This is a genomic window from Veillonella parvula (genome assembly GCF_040097785.1).
GTDB classification, from domain to species: domain Bacteria; phylum Bacillota; class Negativicutes; order Veillonellales; family Veillonellaceae; genus Veillonella; species Veillonella parvula_D.
Genome location: NZ_JBBNNS010000001.1, coordinates 839,209 through 854,590, shown reverse-complemented (window position 1 = coordinate 854,590; position 15,382 = coordinate 839,209). Strand labels below are relative to the sequence as shown.

The following is a 15,382-nucleotide window of genomic DNA, read 5'->3' as shown; positions in this document are numbered from 1 at the left end:
AGTACAAACTCTGACAGATTCAGTGGCGATGGCTATGAGGATCCACCTGTTCCCATCTCGAACACAGTAGTTAAGCTCATAAACGCCGAAAGTACTTGGCTGGAGACGGCCTGGGAGGATAGGAAGCTGCTGATTGAAGCAAAGGCACACCTGAGGGTGTGTCTTTTTTTATGTATGGCTTTCTATCCTCCCAGGAGACCTGGTGAGTAGGGCAAGTTAAAGGTAATAAGAATTAAACAACGACAGATTCACTGCATCGCTTAGTTCATTATTTTTTAATTATATTATCAATTAATTGATAATATAATTAATGAAGGTCTAATTATAAATTTTAATAATTACTATTTATTACATATTCTATTCATGCATAGAATTATCACTTTTTTATATAGGTCCCTATCTAGCCTAGTAAATACGTGCTTTATAGCTATCTTTCTGATATTTAATAATATACCAAAATGTACCAAAAATTACTCGTTTTGATTATATTTCATATCACTTTCACTATGTTTTCACGAACTATCTATATACTAGCTATAGTTGATTGAGATCAACTAAGGAAATGGAGGTCTACTACTAATAACTTTTACCTGTCCCTTTTACAAATAATACAAACAACACAAAACAATACAACACATAAAACAACACTTAAATACACAACAATACTCTCCCTGTGTATAAACAAAACAATACATATACAAAACTCTCTAATTATATATACCATCTCCCGTATATATAAAGGTAAAAGTTAAGTAGACATAAGAGCCCTTGAAAGAGGGCTCTTTTCCTTTAATATTTCCTATTATTTTATTGATTAATAAGCCTATATTTCTTGACATAGTATGTAATATTTGTTAAACTAATCAAGTATCAAGCAAAGCTTGATGAACATAGGGGTATAGCTCAATTGGTAGAGTAGCGGTCTCCAAAACCGTTGGTTGTGGGTTCAAGTCCTACTGCCCCTGCCAAATTTTGGATGGCGGTCTTCGGACCGCATGTCCATAAAATTACTCAAAAAATATTAAAAAATGCTTGCGTAGCTGCAATCATTATGTTAATATAAGTGAGTACCTTGTACATGACTCAGTAGCTCAGCTGGATAGAGCGTTTGACTACGAATCAAAAGGCCAGGGGTTCGAATCCCTTCTGGGTCACCAAATTAAAGCATCACAGTAATGTGGTGCTTTTTTATTTTGCTTTATATATATATAAAGGACCCTACATATTTATGTAGGGTCCTTTTATGAGCTAATGATCTTTATTTAATTAACTAAGTTTTATTATTTCGCATGTGGCTGATCTGATTCAGCTACTACGTTAACGACAATTTCTTGATCTGCAGAAATAAGATTCATAATGATGGGGATTGGCTGTTCGATGGCTTCAGCTATACTTTTAATTTGTCGCATTGCAACAGGATAAGGTGTTGTTCTGTCACTTTGAAATAATTCTTCCAATTGGGTGATTTCTGCTTGACTTAGATTCGATTTATTTGCGAATTCTTCAACTGTCATATTATGTTGTTCGCGATAGCTTTTAATGATTTCACCGATATACATAATCGCCTCCACTTGAATTATATTAATACATTTTTATTTTATGTGAAAGTTCGATAAAACTCAAGTTAGATTGAAATGATACTTCATATTATTGATACATAATGGTTTTATATTATAAGATGAACATATAATGATACTGATATATATGGAAATGAAAAGAGGTTTGCTATGAAGACGAATAGAAAACAACTTTTAATTGTTTATATATGTTTAGCATTAGGGGCTTGGAGTGCTAGCGCTAGCATCAGCTTTAGTCAATCAAATAGAGATACGAATCAAACGCGTCGAGATAATACGACAATACAGCATAATTCTGAAAAAACTGTTTATGATTCTGACCAAGGCAGTCCTGTTATTGCATCGTATTACAAAGATGGCAAAAAAAAGAAGAAAAAGAGCACTGCTGCTGATGAGACTAAGCTTTCAGAGAAACAAAAAGCAACTAAAGAATTGAATGAACATTCTTGGGTAGAGGAAGTGGGAAAACATCCGTTACCGTATGAGGTTGTAGAAGGGAAAGCGGTCAGTGAAGAAGAATTAGCCCACTGGTGGAAGGTTTTTAACGATCCTGTATTGGATCAATTAATTGATTTGACCCTCAAAAATAATCGGCAGTTAGAGGTAGCTCGTTCTCGAGTTAGACAAGGACGGTTACAGTTGGGTATTGCTGAAGCACAGCGATTACCTTGGCTAGATGCTTCCGGTTCATGGTCGGCTAATAGAGGTCAGGGTGAATGGGATTCAGACCGAGAAGCGATAAAGAATTTACCTATATCTGATAAGATGACGAGAAATGTAGAAACCGGTAAATTGGGAATTGATGCGCGATGGGAAATTGATATATTCGGAAGACAAAAAGCAAAATCACGTGCTGCATCGAATTCGTTACAAGCATCACAGGCGGATTTATATTCCACTTGGGTATCTTTGAGCGCGGAAACCGCATTACAGTATATGTCGTTAAGAACTTTACAGGAGCAATTGCGCATAACAGAAGATGATGTGAAGCGTCAACAGGAAGCGTTGGAACTGATTAAGATAAATTATCAGTCTGGTATTATTAATGAATTACCTGTGCAACAGGCTACATATGCATTATCTCAGACTCAAGCGGAGATTCCTTCATTAAAGAAAAATATAGCTTCCACAATGGCTGCTCTTTCTATATTGACAGGAACAGTTCCAGGCGAGATTGACGGGTTATTGATGGAAAATACTTCATTACCTACGGTGGATCCACACATGTTTATCGGCATACCGGCGGAAGCTTTACGACAACGGCCTGATATTCAGGCGGCGGAAAGACGTATTGCGGCGCAACAACAGAAAACCAAGGCTGCAAAGGCTGACCTTAAGCCTAGATTTTCACTAAATGGCAGTATAGGCTTGGAGTCGTTTTCATCGGAAGGTCTTATTTCGGCTATCGGTAAAATGATAGGAATAGGACCATCTATCACTATGCCTATTTTCAATGCCGGTGCTATTCGTAAGAATATAAAGGTACAAACAGAAAAGGAACAGGAATACTTGGCACTTTACGAAGAGACTGTTTTGAAAGCTGTAGGAGAGGTCCGAAATGCGGTAACGGATGCATCTCAGGATCATATTAAGTCTGAGGAATTGAAATCTGCTGTAGAATCTGCACAGCAAGCGGAATCTTTGGCGCAAACCAATTTTGACTCCGGTCTTAGCGATTACTTAAGTGTTCTTGATGCACGAAGAAATGTATTGTCTGCAAGGCGGCAATATATCATGAGTCGGGGGCAAGAGTTTGCTGATACCGTTCGTTTATTCAAATCCTTAGGCGGTGGTTGGGAAGCCATGGACATGGATCAGGAGGCAGAGGCGGACTCGCATGCTAAGAAATAGTGTGAGAAACGGGGAATGATTATGAAAGAGAAACTTGATGTCCTTAAACGGTGGATGGCGAATAATAGAAAAAAGTGCGCAGGTATAATGATTGCCTTTCTAATAATTTTGGGTGGAGTAAGTTATTATGCTTATAATCAATACGAAGTGTACATGGCCTCTCATCATATTGTGTTGCAAGGCAATGTGAATCTGCGTGAAGTTAATGTTGCATTTCGGGGAAGTGACCGGATTGCCAGCCTTTTGGTGGATGAAGGTGCGGTGGTGAGCAAAGGGCAGATTTTGGGGTATTTACATTCTGATGAATTGAATCTTGCTGTACAGCAGGCTAAGGCTACCATTGCAGCACAGGAAGCTATAGTGGCCAAGTTGCAGGCAGGCAGTAGACCAGAAGAAATCGCTCAAGCATCGGCACGAGTTACATCTGCAGAAGCTGCGTTAGCTCAATCGAAACAGGAGACAGAGAAGTTACAAAAATCCTATAATGCTTCAAATGGTAAGGCCGTTAGTCGACAGTCTGTAGATGATATACAGGCGAAGGTGAAAGTATCGGAAGCCAAATTAAACGAGGCTCAGCAAGCATACAATTTAGCTGTCGCAGGGCCAAGACAGGAAGATATAGCACAGGCCCAAGCCCAATTGGATGCGATGAAAAGCGAACTGGCCCGTCAGGAGTTCTTGTTGAACCAATCTGTATTAACGTCCCCGATAGACGGTGTTATAACGGCCCGATTATTACAGGTCGGTGATATGGCTTCACCGAATACACCTGTATTTAAATTGGCTGAGAATACTAAGAAATGGGTTCGTGTATATGTGAACGAACGGGATTTAGGAAAAATTTATAACGGTATGGATGCAAATGTAACAACGGATACATATAAGAACGAACCGATTCACGGAACAATCGGATATATTTCTTCCGTAGCGGAATTTACACCTAAATCGGTAGAAACGGAGGATGTGCGTACTACACTTGTATATGAAGTGCGGGTATATGTAGATGATCCTGATAATCGTCTCCGTTTAGGAATGCCTGCCACTGTTTCCATTGATATATAGAGGTGTGCAGTGAATGATGTATATGCAATCGAAGGGTCACAATTATATAAAGAATTCCCCCTTGTCGGAGCTGATCCTATAATAGCATTGGACCATTTGGATTTTAAAATCCGGAAAGGCCGTTTAACTGCGTTGGTTGGTCCAGATGGGGCGGGAAAAACGACTTTGATTCGTTTGATAGCTGGTTTATTGGATGCCACGGCTGGTTCTTTAGAGGTCCTCGGAATGGATGTGAAAGCACATTCACAGGCAGTTCAAGATAGACTCAGTTATATGCCTCAGAAATTTGGGCTTTATGAGGAATTATCCGTCAGTGAAAACATGAATCTCTATGCAGATTTACACGGTATTCCTTTGCATGTGAGAACGAAGCGGTTTGAAAAATTACTGCATATGACAGGGCTAGCCAAATTTACTAAGCGTCAAGCCGGTAAATTGTCAGGTGGTATGAAGCAAAAGCTTAGCCTAGCTTGTACATTGGTTCGTTCTCCGGAGCTATTACTGCTCGATGAGCCTACCGTAGGGGTCGATCCATTTTCAAGGCGGGAGTTATGGGAGATCTTAGAGTCGCTGGTATGTACAGATGGAATTAGCGTACTTGTTAGCACTGCATACTTAGATGAGGCGGAGCGTTGTAAAGATGTTTTCGTCCTCAATAAGGGGCGCTTTTTAGCAACCGGGACACCGCATGAGTTGACTCAAATGTCTGAGGAACGATGCTTTCAGGTAAAGATTCCGAAGTCATTGAGCATGCGAAATGTACAGGCCGCATTGATGGATGACAGGAAATGCGTGGCGGATGCAGTTCCAGAGGCCGGTGCTGTGAGGTACATAAAAACAAAAGAAATGCTTTCGATTCCATGGCTTAATGAGTACGGTATGGAGGAAGAACCAGTTCAGAGCCGTTTGGAAGATACCTTTATGATGCTGTTAAAAGAGGATGAAATTGCCTCAAAACAAGGGGCTAAGCCTTTAGATAGTATCGATATGGATTTGGATGAAAGTGCGATAGAGAAAGAACGAAAGCATTTGTTGGCCCCCAATGAAATGGTTGAGCGTCCAGTAGAAATTTCCGTATCTCATTTGGTGAGGACATTCGGTGATTTTACGGCGGTGGCTAATACATCATTTACGGTGCAGCGCGGAGAAGTATTCGGGTTACTCGGACCAAACGGAGCAGGGAAGACGACGACATTTCGTATGTTGTGTGGATTATTGCCTGTAACGAGCGGGGATTTGCGCGTGGCCGGCATTGATGTCGTTAAATCCCGTACGGCGGCAAGAAGCAATTTCGGATATGTAGCGCAGAAGTTTTCTTTGTACGGTAATCTGTCTGTTATGGAAAACTTGAATTTTTTTGCCGGTGTGTACGGCCTTCACGGACAGAAGAAGCTTGATCGTATAGAAGCCGTTATCAGTGAGTTTCGTCTGAATGACGTGAGAGATATGATAGCCGGTGATTTGCCTGGTGGTTATAAACAGCGCTTGTCCATGGCGGCTGCCTTAATGCATGAGCCTAAAATTCTTTTCTTGGATGAGCCCACAAGTGGTATTGATCCTCTTACAAGGCGTAATTTCTGGCGACAGATTACTTCTTTATCAAAGCGAGGAACAACGATTATTATTACGACTCATTTTATGGATGAATCGGAATATTGTGACCGTATTATGATTCAGGATGCAGGAAAACTCGTTGTACTGGGAACACCTGATGAAGTTAGACGGATTGCCGGCGATGAGAATTGTACTATGGATGAAGCGTTTATCTCCGTCATACTAAAAAAACGGGAACAGGAGGATGACGTATGAACGGATTTATAAGACGGTTTTCCTCATTGGTATACAAGGAGACCTTACAAGTATTGCGCGACCCTAGCACTATTTTGTTGGGTGTTGTGCTACCTATACTACTTATTATCCTCATCGGCTCAGGGGTTACTTTGGATGTTAAACACGTGCCGATAGCAGTGGTTATGGAACGTCAAGATTCGATGACCCAAAGTGTGTATGACTCCTTATACGGCTCTGAGTACTTTCAACCTATAGCGGTTCGCGATAGAAAAACGGCGGAACTATTGATGGAAAAACGAAAGGTAGATGCCATATTGGTGATTCCACAGGACTTTTCTGATCAAATTATGCGTGGACAAGGGAAAGTGCAGGGGATTTACTATGGTGTCGATACTTCGGTAGCGATGAGTATAGAAAGTTATGTAAACTCAGCTATTAACTTATGGGCCGTTAAGAATATTCCGTTTATGCTACGTGGTGGATATATAACAATGAACCCTCGCATGTGGTTTAATGAGGCAAATACAAGTACCTGGTTTTTGATTCCCGGGCTTATTATGATTATCATGACGATTGTATCCGTTTTTCTTACGGCTGTCGTTATGGCTAGAGAATGGGAACGTGGTACTTTTGAGGCTTTATTCGTTACACCAGTTAAGCCTATTGAAATTATTTTGGCTAAGGTAGTGCCTTATTATGTATTGGCCATGTTGGGGCTGTTGTTTTGCCTCGGTGTTTCGTATTTCTTTTATGAAGTACCTATGCGTGGTTCCTTATGGATCATCTGCATTGTGTCCACATTGTATTTGATTGTTTCTTTAAATATGGGACTACTTATATCTGCGTTTACGAAGAAACAGTTCTTAGCTTGTCAAATGGCATTACTCACCAGTTTTTTACCAGCTTTAATATTGACGGGTTTTTTATTTGATCCACATTCACAACCTGTGGTGATTCAATATATTTCACGGCTTTTACCTCCTACATATTTTTTAGAATTACTGAAATCATTGTTCCTAGGTGGAAATAACTGGTATTTGATTATTAAAAATAGTGCCGTATTATCGGGGTTTGCTATTTGCTTTACAATATTGACAATTTATATTACGCGGAAGAAGGTGGAATAATGAATTGGCGCCTGTATTGGAATCAAATTGTCTCCATCATATGGAAAGAGCTATTAGCCACCTTTAAAGATCCGAAAACTCGTATAATCTTACTGTTACCGGTCATTATTCAAGGGTTCCTCTTCGGTTATGCCGCAACCTATAATCTCAACAAGGTTCCCTATGTATTGATTGATGAAAGTCATACGCAGACCGCAGCTGCATTAGAATCGACTATTAATTCATCCGGTGTTTTTGAACTGTATCAATCTGCGAACTCTCCGGATATAATCGCACCATTAATAGACTCCAACAAGGTTATTATGGCGGTTATCATACCTCAGGATTTTGAAGAAAACTTAAAGCATAAACAACCTACATCTATTACTGTTATTGTAAATGGAACGAATACAATGACTTCAGGTCTTGCCACAGCCTATATGGGGCAAATCATTTCTCAATTCAATCAGACTTGGTTAGGTGTTGAGCATAAGGGAATCACAATTGAATCTCGTACCTGGTACAATGAAAATCAGCAGTCTTCTTGGACTTTCTTGACAGGTCTCGTTATATTGATCAGTATGACACAAGTTATCATGTTGGGGGGGCTATCTGTGGCACGAGAACGAGAGCAGGGGACCTTTGATCAATTATTGGTAACGCCCGTATCATCTATGCAAATTTTGGTTGCAAAGTCTATACCACCCATGTTAATAGGACTGTTTCAAAGTACTGTATTGTTATTAATAGCCATGTTTTGGTTTAAAGTTCCATTTCGGGGCAATATATTTCTTGTGTATGCCGTGTTGTTTACGTTTATAAGTAGTAGCATTGGATTGGGGTTATCTATTTCGGCTATTGCAAAAAATATGCAGCAAGTTCTCGTATATGTTTTTGTCTTTCTTTTTCCACTAGCCTTATTGTCCGGATTAATCACACCTGTACATAATATGCCGAAAATATTGCAATATCTTACATATGGAAATCCTATGCGGTTTTCTGTTGAGGCAATGCGCAGAATTTATCTAGAAGGTGCAGGATTGACGGATATTTGGTTTAACTTTATTCCTATGATTATATTAACTATTGTTACTATGTCAATGGCGGGGTGGTTGTTTAGAAATCGTGTGGGATAAGTTTGTTTTCTAGCTAGTTGAATTATTAATTTCTGTTATAACAATACGGCAGAACTATATAGCTTTTTTTTATTAATAAATATGCTTTTGCCGTATTGACGAAATGAATTTAGACTGTTAGAATAAAAGCATAGAAAACATCATATTTGGGAATAGGTGCTGAAAAGCATAATAGAGAAGCTGGTTAAATGCCAGCACGGTCCCGCCACTGTATGGTCGAGCGAGTCTAAATTAAGTCACTGGGAAACTGGGAAGGCTAGATGAGCGATGAAGCCGAGTCAGGAGAACTGCCTATTCAACATTCACCATTTGACCTACGAGAGATAGGGAGGAGAAGTTAATAGCTCCTTTTTACGTATCCGTAAAAAGGATTTTTTAGTTCTATAGGATTTAAATTGTATTATATTTAATTTAGATTTTAGTTCTATACGACCTAAATGTCGTGCTATGGTCATGGTGGATTTACCTTCTTGGTATTACCAGCATGACGTATGTTATGACTGTTAATATATTTTATGGTAAATGTAGGGCATGCATTTATTCATCATCATCCTAAAAAAGAGGCTGACCCAGGGTTCTAGTAGTTCGGATTCTGGGTCAGTCTCTTTTTATTTTGCAAATATTAATTATCAGTAAGAACTTTTAGATTGAGACCTGTAGCGTTAAGGTTTAGATGAGGCGTTAAGCGTTAATATATATACAATTGTAGAGTTAAGAGTTTTTAGATTTAGAATTTGTTTTAGGTTTACGTAAATTGTAAGGTTTAGATAGTTATTATCCTTGGAATATATTTTTCGATGTATGAATTTTAAGTCATTTATAAAAAAATGATTGACGATGAATTCCATACATGATATTATTATTTCAGTTGAGACGCGGGAGTGGCGGAATTGGCAGACGCACCAGACTTAGGATCTGGCGCCTTACGGCGTGGGGGTTCAAGTCCCTTCTCCCGCACCAACTTTATTGCACCTATTGCACCTTTAGAGGTGTATTTTTTTTGCCTAAATTAAGTATTAACGTGGATATTTATATCGATAAACACATACATTTTGATAGGAAGATAGGTACAGATTTAACTACTACGTTATATGTTATAATAAATGAGTTAGAACTATTTAATTAATACAATCATAGTAATACTATATGGTGCAGTATGGATAATACATTAACAAAACTGCTTTCACAGAACCCATCCTTTGTGGATGGGCTAAACGCATTTCAGCGAAAGGGGAAGTCAGTCATATATGGTCTTAGCGGATCTCAAAAGAGTTTCCTCTTAAGTCAATCTTTTTCTGCAGGTCTTACAAAACCTGTAGTCATCGTAGTCCATGATAAGGACCATAAAGAGATGTGGGAACGGGACTTAGCTTTTTTCATGCCTAATGTGCCAGTCTTATCATTTCCTACAACAGATCATGTAGACTTTACGACTGTGGCTCGCAGTCTTGAAGACCAAGGTGCGCAGATGCGAGCATTAGCACTGTTGGCGTGGCAAGAGCCGGCAGTAGTCATTGCCAATGCTGAAGAGGTTACACAGTATGTTGTATCTCCTCATTACTTAAAGGGACAATCGTTGCATTTTGCTTTAAATGATGCGATTGAACGTGATGTAGTCCTTGAACAGCTCGTAACAATTGGATATGAACGCGTAGACCAGGTGGAACAACGTGGTCATTTTGCCGTGCGTGGAGATATTTTGGATATTTATCCTGTAAATAGTGATCATCCGATTCGTATTGAATTCTTTGGCGATGAGATCGATACATTGCGTTTCTTCTCCGTTGAGAATCAACGTTCCATTGAGCAAATTGAATCCTACACGGTGACGCCTTTCTTTCTTGGTAAAAGTGATGCAGAAAGTACTTTATTATCTTATGTGAAAGAGGGCACTCTAATTTATGACGAGCCAGGTCGTATTCAAGAAGCATTAAAGAAATTCCTTAAGGAAGATCCTACACATCGGAAAAATCATTGTGATTGGAATGAACTACAACGCACTGTAGATTCTGTGAATCAAGTGGCTTTCACATTTATGCAACAACGTTCTATTGGTCTCACTGGATTTAACCCTATTGGTATTCAAGGGAAGACGATGACGAGCTTTGAGCGTCAAATTCCCCTATTAACAGATGAAATAAAGCAATGGCATCGTTTAAATCACCAAGTAGTACTAGTATTAAATAATCAGCAACGACGAGAAGGTATTGAGCGTGCCCTTGAAGGGGAAAATATTGCATTTACTCATAGTGATACATGGATAGCAAAGCCGAACACTGTCGTTATTTTAAAAGGATTATTAACAGATGGTTTTGAATTGCCAAATAGTCATTTAGTAGTAGTCGTAGAAGGCAATATTTACGGACAACAAAAGCGCAAGCTTCGCACCAAACCTAAAAAGGGCCAAGAGATCAATTATTTCACGGATTTAACCCCTGGTGACTATGTTGTACATAGTATGCACGGTATCGGTAAGTATATTGGTCTTAAAACGATAGAAACGGAAGGCATCCATCGGGACTATATTGAAATCGCTTATGCTGGAATGGATAAATTGTTCTTACCTGCAAATAATTTAGATCAGTTACAAAAATACATCGGCAATGAAGGTGATGTGCCTCGTATTCATAAGATGGGTGGCCGTGACTGGGCTAAAGTTGTTACAAAGGCAAAAAAATCCATTGATGATTTGGCAGATAAGCTCGTTGAGATATATGCACAACGAGAAATCACAGAAGGCTTTGCATTCTTGCCGGATCAACCATGGCAGCAAGAGTTTGAAGATGCGTTCCCATATGAGGAGACGGAAGACCAGTTACAGGCTACGGCGGAAATTAAAGAATCTATGGAACGACCTGTTCCTATGGATCGCCTGCTCGCTGGTGATGTAGGCTTTGGTAAAACGGAAGTGGCTATGCGTGCCATTTTTAAGGCCGTTATGAGCGGTAAACAAGTAGCGGTACTTGTACCGACCACGGTATTAGCACAGCAACATTTCCAAACCTTTTTAAATCGATTTGCTCCATTCGGGGTTAAAGTAGATGTGCTTAATCGATTCCGAACTACATCAGAGAAAAAACAAATTCTTAAAGGCGTAGAGGATGGATCTATTGATATTCTCATTGGAACCCATTCATTACTTAACAAAAAGGTGGTATTCAAAGACTTAGGAATGCTTGTTGTAGACGAGGAGCAACGTTTTGGGGTAGCACAAAAAGAAAAGTGGAAAGAGTGGGCTAGCAATATCGATGTACTGACTTTGAGTGCTACACCGATTCCGCGGACTTTACATATGTCCCTCGTTGGCGTTCGAGAAATGTCTGTTATCAATACTCCGCCAGAGGAGCGATTGCCTGTTCAAACCTATGTGGTGGAATACGATATGAATCTCATAGCAGATGCTATCAAACGAGAACTTGCAAGAGGTGGACAGGTCTATTTCGTATATAACCGTGTCGCATCCATTAATCACATGGGAGAACTATTAGAATCCGCATTGCCTGGCTTGCGTTATGCTGTTGCTCATGGACAGATGACAGGCCGTCAAATTGAGGAGATTATGACCGATTTCTATGAAGGTCATTATGATGTGCTCTTGTCCACGAGTATCATTGAAACCGGCTTAGATATTCCTAACGCCAATACTATCATCATTTATGATGCGGATCGTTTAGGTTTATCTCAGCTATACCAAATGCGAGGGCGTGTAGGCCGTTCTCGTAGACGTGCTTATGCATACTTTATGTATCGGCCAGATAAAATACTTTCAGAGGCAGCTGAAAAGCGTTTGAAAGCCATAGAGGAGTTCACTGAGCTCGGCGCAGGATTTAAGTTAGCCATGCGAGATTTAGAGATTCGCGGTGCCGGTAATCTATTAGGTTCACAGCAACATGGTAATATCGCATCTGTCGGCTTTGGCATGTACGTGAGTATGTTAGAAGAGGCGATTGCAAAGGCTCAAAATAAAGAAGTTGAGCGAGATGTATCCATTGATCCAGCTATCGACTTAGAGGTAGATGCGTTTATTGACGATGCGTATATCAAAGATAGTGCTCGTAAGATTTCTGTATACCAACGATTGTTACATATTAAATCTAAAGAGCAACTCGACGATATGACGGATGAGCTCATTGATCGCTTCGGTACACCAACCGATCCAGTAGACCGTTTGTTGCGCATTGCTCAAATTAAGGAGCAAGCACGTCTACTGGGCATTAAGAGTATCGTCCGTAGAGATAAGCAACTCACTATCCATTGGCATGACGATTCTAAAATGGCCGATTGGGATATGGGGGCTGTACCAGAAGATTTATGGAAAAAAATGAAGTTTATGGATACCAAACCAGCCACATTATATGTGAGCCTTAATGGTATGAAAGGTTCTATTTTGACCATTACGGAAGCGGTGATAAAGGCTCTTAGCCACAAGTCACCGACTAAGGAGGGCCTATGAATCGATTTTTAAAGGGTGCCATGATTTTGACCTTAGCCGGTATTATCGTGAAGGTCATCGGTGCGTTTAGTAAGGTTCTTATCGCACGAATCTTAGGTGGTGAAGGAATTGGCCTATATATGATGGCCTATCCAATCTATCAAATTATCGTTAGTATTTCTGCGGCAGGTATTCCTGTAGCCATATCTATTATGATTGCAGAGAAACTTGCTAATGATGATATGCGAGGCGTACAACAAGTATTTTCCGTATCTTTGAGGGTACTCGCTATATTAGGGCTGGTATTCAGTTTGGCCTTATATGGAAGTGCGCAATGGCTCGTAGATAATCAAATCATCAGCGATCCACGTGCTTTAATTGCTATTCAGCTATTATCTCCAGCCATTTTTGTAGTGACCATCCTGAGCTGTTTTAGAGGGTATTTCCAAGGTTTCCAATATATGGTGCCTACTGGTACGAGTCAAGTATTTGAACAGATTTTTCGTGTGTCATCTATGGTAGGTTTGGCATACTACTTCATTGATCGTGGACTCCATTTAGCGGCAGGTGGTGCGACCTTTGCTACATTCCCAGGCGTATTGGCGGGGTTACTTGTATTAATTTATTTTTACTACCGACAACGCAATATTCGAGAGAAGATGCTTTTACAACAGAATTCTAATGCCATTTGTGAAAGTAACGGCACCGTAGTTAAACGATTGTTTAGTCTTGCCATACCGGTTTCTATGGCGAATATCATGCTTCCCATGGTATCACTCATTGATACATTTATAGTTCCGAAACGATTGATGGATATTGGATACTATCTCAATGAAGCAACCACACAATTTGGTTATCTGACGGGTATGGCAACATCTCTGATTGGGTTGCCGATCATTCTAACTACATCCTTAGCCGCTAGTCTTGTACCAGCCGTATCTGAGGCACATACTCAAGGTGATGTACATCGCATCGTGAAACGGGCGGAAACGGCGATTAAAATTGCTAATATGTTTACGATTCCAGCCTGTATTGGTCTCTGTGTACTAGCTACGCCAATATCGCAATTAATATATGCAACACCCCACGCAGGGCCTGTTATTGCTGTTATTAGCTTGAGTATTGTGTTCCTCGGTTGGCAGCAGGTTACTGCAGGTGTTTTACAAGGGTTAGGAAGGACAGTAATTCCTATGGTGTCGATTTTTATCGGCTTATTAGTGAAGACATTCTTAGATTATGAGTTGACAGGCAGTGTTGAGTTGGGCATTAATGGTGCAGCTTGGGCGACGAATTTAAACTTTGCTATTGCAGCGCTTATTAACTATATTTTTGTAAAAAGATATGTAGGTTCGGTACTGAACACATTAGAGTTATTAAAAATAATAGTATCTGCCATGGCCATGGGCGGTGCTACACAAGTCATCTATGTGAGCACTGTTGATTTATTAGGCAATGGTGGCGCTGTGGCTGCAGCAATTGTAGTGGCTATTTTTGTATATGGTTTATCGTTATGGCTTACTAAAGCTGTCGTAAAAGATGATATTTACCATTTCCCAATCATAGGCAAGCGCTTACAAGCTCGACGCAATAGGGAGGAAGCAAAGCTATATGAAGAACAATATTGATATTCAACCTTTAGTCGATGTAGTGAAAACTTTGCGTGCACCAAATGGCTGTCCTTGGGATCAAAAGCAAACGCATGAATCTTTACGCCGCTATTTTATAGAAGAGACTTACGAGGTGGTAGATGCCATTGATAATAAAGATATGCCAAATCTTCGTGAAGAGTTAGGTGATGTATTATTGCAAGTTGTCTTTCACAGTCAATTGGCAGAGGAGGCTGGTCATTTTACACTTCAAGACGTAATTAATGATGTCGCTGAAAAAATGATTCGTCGTCATCCTCGTGTTTTTAGCCCAGGAAATGATGAAAAATCATACACTTGGGATGAATTAAAGGCACAAGAAAAGAAAAATATTCAAAATTCTGTATTGGATGGTGTATCGAAAAGTTTACCTGCTTTAATGGCGGCTTATAAGCTCCAAGAAAAGGCTGCAAAGCTAGGATTTGACTGGGATGAGCTTGATCCTGTTTGGGCTAAAGTTTCCGAAGAAATGGGGGAATTTAAGGAGGCTATTGACCAAAATAATAGAGAAAATATGGAAAAAGAAGCAGGAGATGTGCTTTTTTCCTTGATTAATCTATTCAGATGGTATAAAATAAGCGGTGAAAATGCACTAAATCGCACAAACACAAAGTTCCGACAGCGTTTTTTACATGTAGAAGCTTGTGTTAACCAAAGCGATCGCTCATGGGAAGACTTTTCATTAGCTGAGCTCGATGCTTTTTGGGAGGAGGCTAAAGTGCAGGAAAAGTAACCTAGAGGTTTATACACTTCTAAGGTATTGTAATTTTAAGGAGGTTCT

General features: G+C 39.9%; 9 protein-coding genes, 3 tRNA genes, 1 rRNA gene, 1 pseudogene and 1 riboswitch. Of the genes and pseudogenes, 13 read left to right on the top strand and 1 reads right to left on the bottom strand.

From position 1 onward, the window contains the following. Positions 1-18: 18 nt before the first annotated feature. From rrf to AAA071_RS03985, 3 genes are all read left to right on the top strand, one after another. Positions 19-135 (top strand): 5S ribosomal RNA (gene rrf / locus AAA071_RS03995). Positions 136-892: 757 nt separating this feature from the next. Then, positions 893-968: transfer RNA gene (locus tag AAA071_RS03990), tRNA-Trp, on the top strand. Positions 969-1,080: 112 nt separating this feature from the next. Further along, positions 1,081-1,157: transfer RNA gene (locus AAA071_RS03985), tRNA-Arg, on the top strand. A gap of 123 nt (positions 1,158-1,280) precedes the next feature. Here AAA071_RS03985 and AAA071_RS03980 read toward each other — a convergent pair. Then, the gene (locus tag AAA071_RS03980) at positions 1,281-1,559 is read right to left on the bottom strand and encodes a helix-turn-helix domain-containing protein (RefSeq protein WP_128114310.1); all 279 of its coding nucleotides are present in this window, start codon (positions 1,557-1,559) and stop codon (positions 1,281-1,283) included. 168 nt (positions 1,560-1,727) lie between these two features. Here AAA071_RS03980 and AAA071_RS03975 point away from each other — a divergent pair, with 168 nt between their 5' ends. The 10 genes and pseudogenes from AAA071_RS03975 to mazG all read left to right on the top strand — a co-directional run bounded on the left by AAA071_RS03975 (position 1,728) and on the right by mazG (position 15,334). Continuing rightward, complete coding sequence (locus AAA071_RS03975) at positions 1,728-3,428, top strand: efflux transporter outer membrane subunit (RefSeq protein WP_195213053.1); 1,701 nt, start codon at positions 1,728-1,730, stop codon at positions 3,426-3,428. Between the two features lie 21 nt (positions 3,429-3,449). Further along, positions 3,450-4,490, top strand: coding sequence for an HlyD family secretion protein (locus AAA071_RS03970; protein WP_195213054.1), 1,041 nt, complete (start codon positions 3,450-3,452; stop codon positions 4,488-4,490). 9 nt (positions 4,491-4,499) lie between these two features. After that, positions 4,500-4,997: pseudogene (locus AAA071_RS09515) on the top strand (ABC transporter ATP-binding protein); the annotation flags it as partial. A 195-nt stretch (positions 4,998-5,192) separates the two neighbouring features. Then, a complete protein-coding gene (locus AAA071_RS09510) occupies positions 5,193-6,299 on the top strand; it encodes an ABC transporter ATP-binding protein (protein WP_412226865.1) in 1,107 nt (368 codons plus the stop codon). Further along, positions 6,296-7,408, top strand: a complete 1,113-nt coding sequence (locus AAA071_RS03960; RefSeq protein ID WP_195213056.1) for an ABC transporter permease — start codon at positions 6,296-6,298, stop codon at positions 7,406-7,408. The genes AAA071_RS09510 and AAA071_RS03960 overlap by 4 nt, the downstream gene beginning before the upstream one ends. Beyond that, positions 7,408-8,523, top strand: coding sequence for an ABC transporter permease (locus tag AAA071_RS03955; protein WP_156697027.1), 1,116 nt, complete (start codon positions 7,408-7,410; stop codon positions 8,521-8,523). Before AAA071_RS03960 ends, AAA071_RS03955 begins: the two co-directional genes overlap by 1 nt. Before the next feature lie 137 nt (positions 8,524-8,660). Next, positions 8,661-8,832, top strand: a riboswitch (cobalamin riboswitch). Positions 8,833-9,398: 566 nt separating this feature from the next. Beyond that, a tRNA-Leu gene (locus AAA071_RS03950) sits at positions 9,399-9,483 on the top strand. Between the two features lie 196 nt (positions 9,484-9,679). After that, positions 9,680-12,976, top strand: coding sequence for a transcription-repair coupling factor (gene mfd, locus AAA071_RS03945; protein ID WP_195213057.1), 3,297 nt, complete (start codon positions 9,680-9,682; stop codon positions 12,974-12,976). Continuing rightward, complete coding sequence (locus AAA071_RS03940) at positions 12,973-14,580, top strand: putative polysaccharide biosynthesis protein (RefSeq protein WP_195213058.1); 1,608 nt, start codon at positions 12,973-12,975, stop codon at positions 14,578-14,580. The genes mfd and AAA071_RS03940 overlap by 4 nt, the downstream gene beginning before the upstream one ends. Beyond that, positions 14,564-15,334, top strand: coding sequence for a nucleoside triphosphate pyrophosphohydrolase (gene mazG, locus AAA071_RS03935; RefSeq protein ID WP_195213059.1), 771 nt, complete (start codon positions 14,564-14,566; stop codon positions 15,332-15,334). The genes AAA071_RS03940 and mazG overlap by 17 nt, the downstream gene beginning before the upstream one ends. Positions 15,335-15,382: the final 48 nt, after the last annotated feature.

Bases quoted from the DNA above. Each gene is read 5' to 3' on its own strand.
- mfd (WP_195213057.1), top strand. From the start codon at position 9,680: ATGGATAATACATTAACAAAACTGCTTTCACAGAACCCATCCTTTGTG.
- AAA071_RS03970 (WP_195213054.1), top strand. From the start codon at position 3,450: ATGAAAGAGAAACTTGATGTCCTTAAACGGTGGATGGCGAATAATAGA.
- AAA071_RS03955 (WP_156697027.1), top strand. From the start codon at position 7,408: ATGAATTGGCGCCTGTATTGGAATCAAATTGTCTCCATCATATGGAAA.
- AAA071_RS03940 (WP_195213058.1), top strand. From the start codon at position 12,973: ATGAATCGATTTTTAAAGGGTGCCATGATTTTGACCTTAGCCGGTATT.
- AAA071_RS09510 (WP_412226865.1), top strand. From the start codon at position 5,193: ATGTCTGAGGAACGATGCTTTCAGGTAAAGATTCCGAAGTCATTGAGC.
- AAA071_RS03980 (WP_128114310.1), bottom strand. From the start codon at position 1,559: ATGTATATCGGTGAAATCATTAAAAGCTATCGCGAACAACATAATATG.
- AAA071_RS03960 (WP_195213056.1), top strand. From the start codon at position 6,296: ATGAACGGATTTATAAGACGGTTTTCCTCATTGGTATACAAGGAGACC.
- AAA071_RS03975 (WP_195213053.1), top strand. From the start codon at position 1,728: ATGAAGACGAATAGAAAACAACTTTTAATTGTTTATATATGTTTAGCA.
- mazG (WP_195213059.1), top strand. From the start codon at position 14,564: ATGAAGAACAATATTGATATTCAACCTTTAGTCGATGTAGTGAAAACT.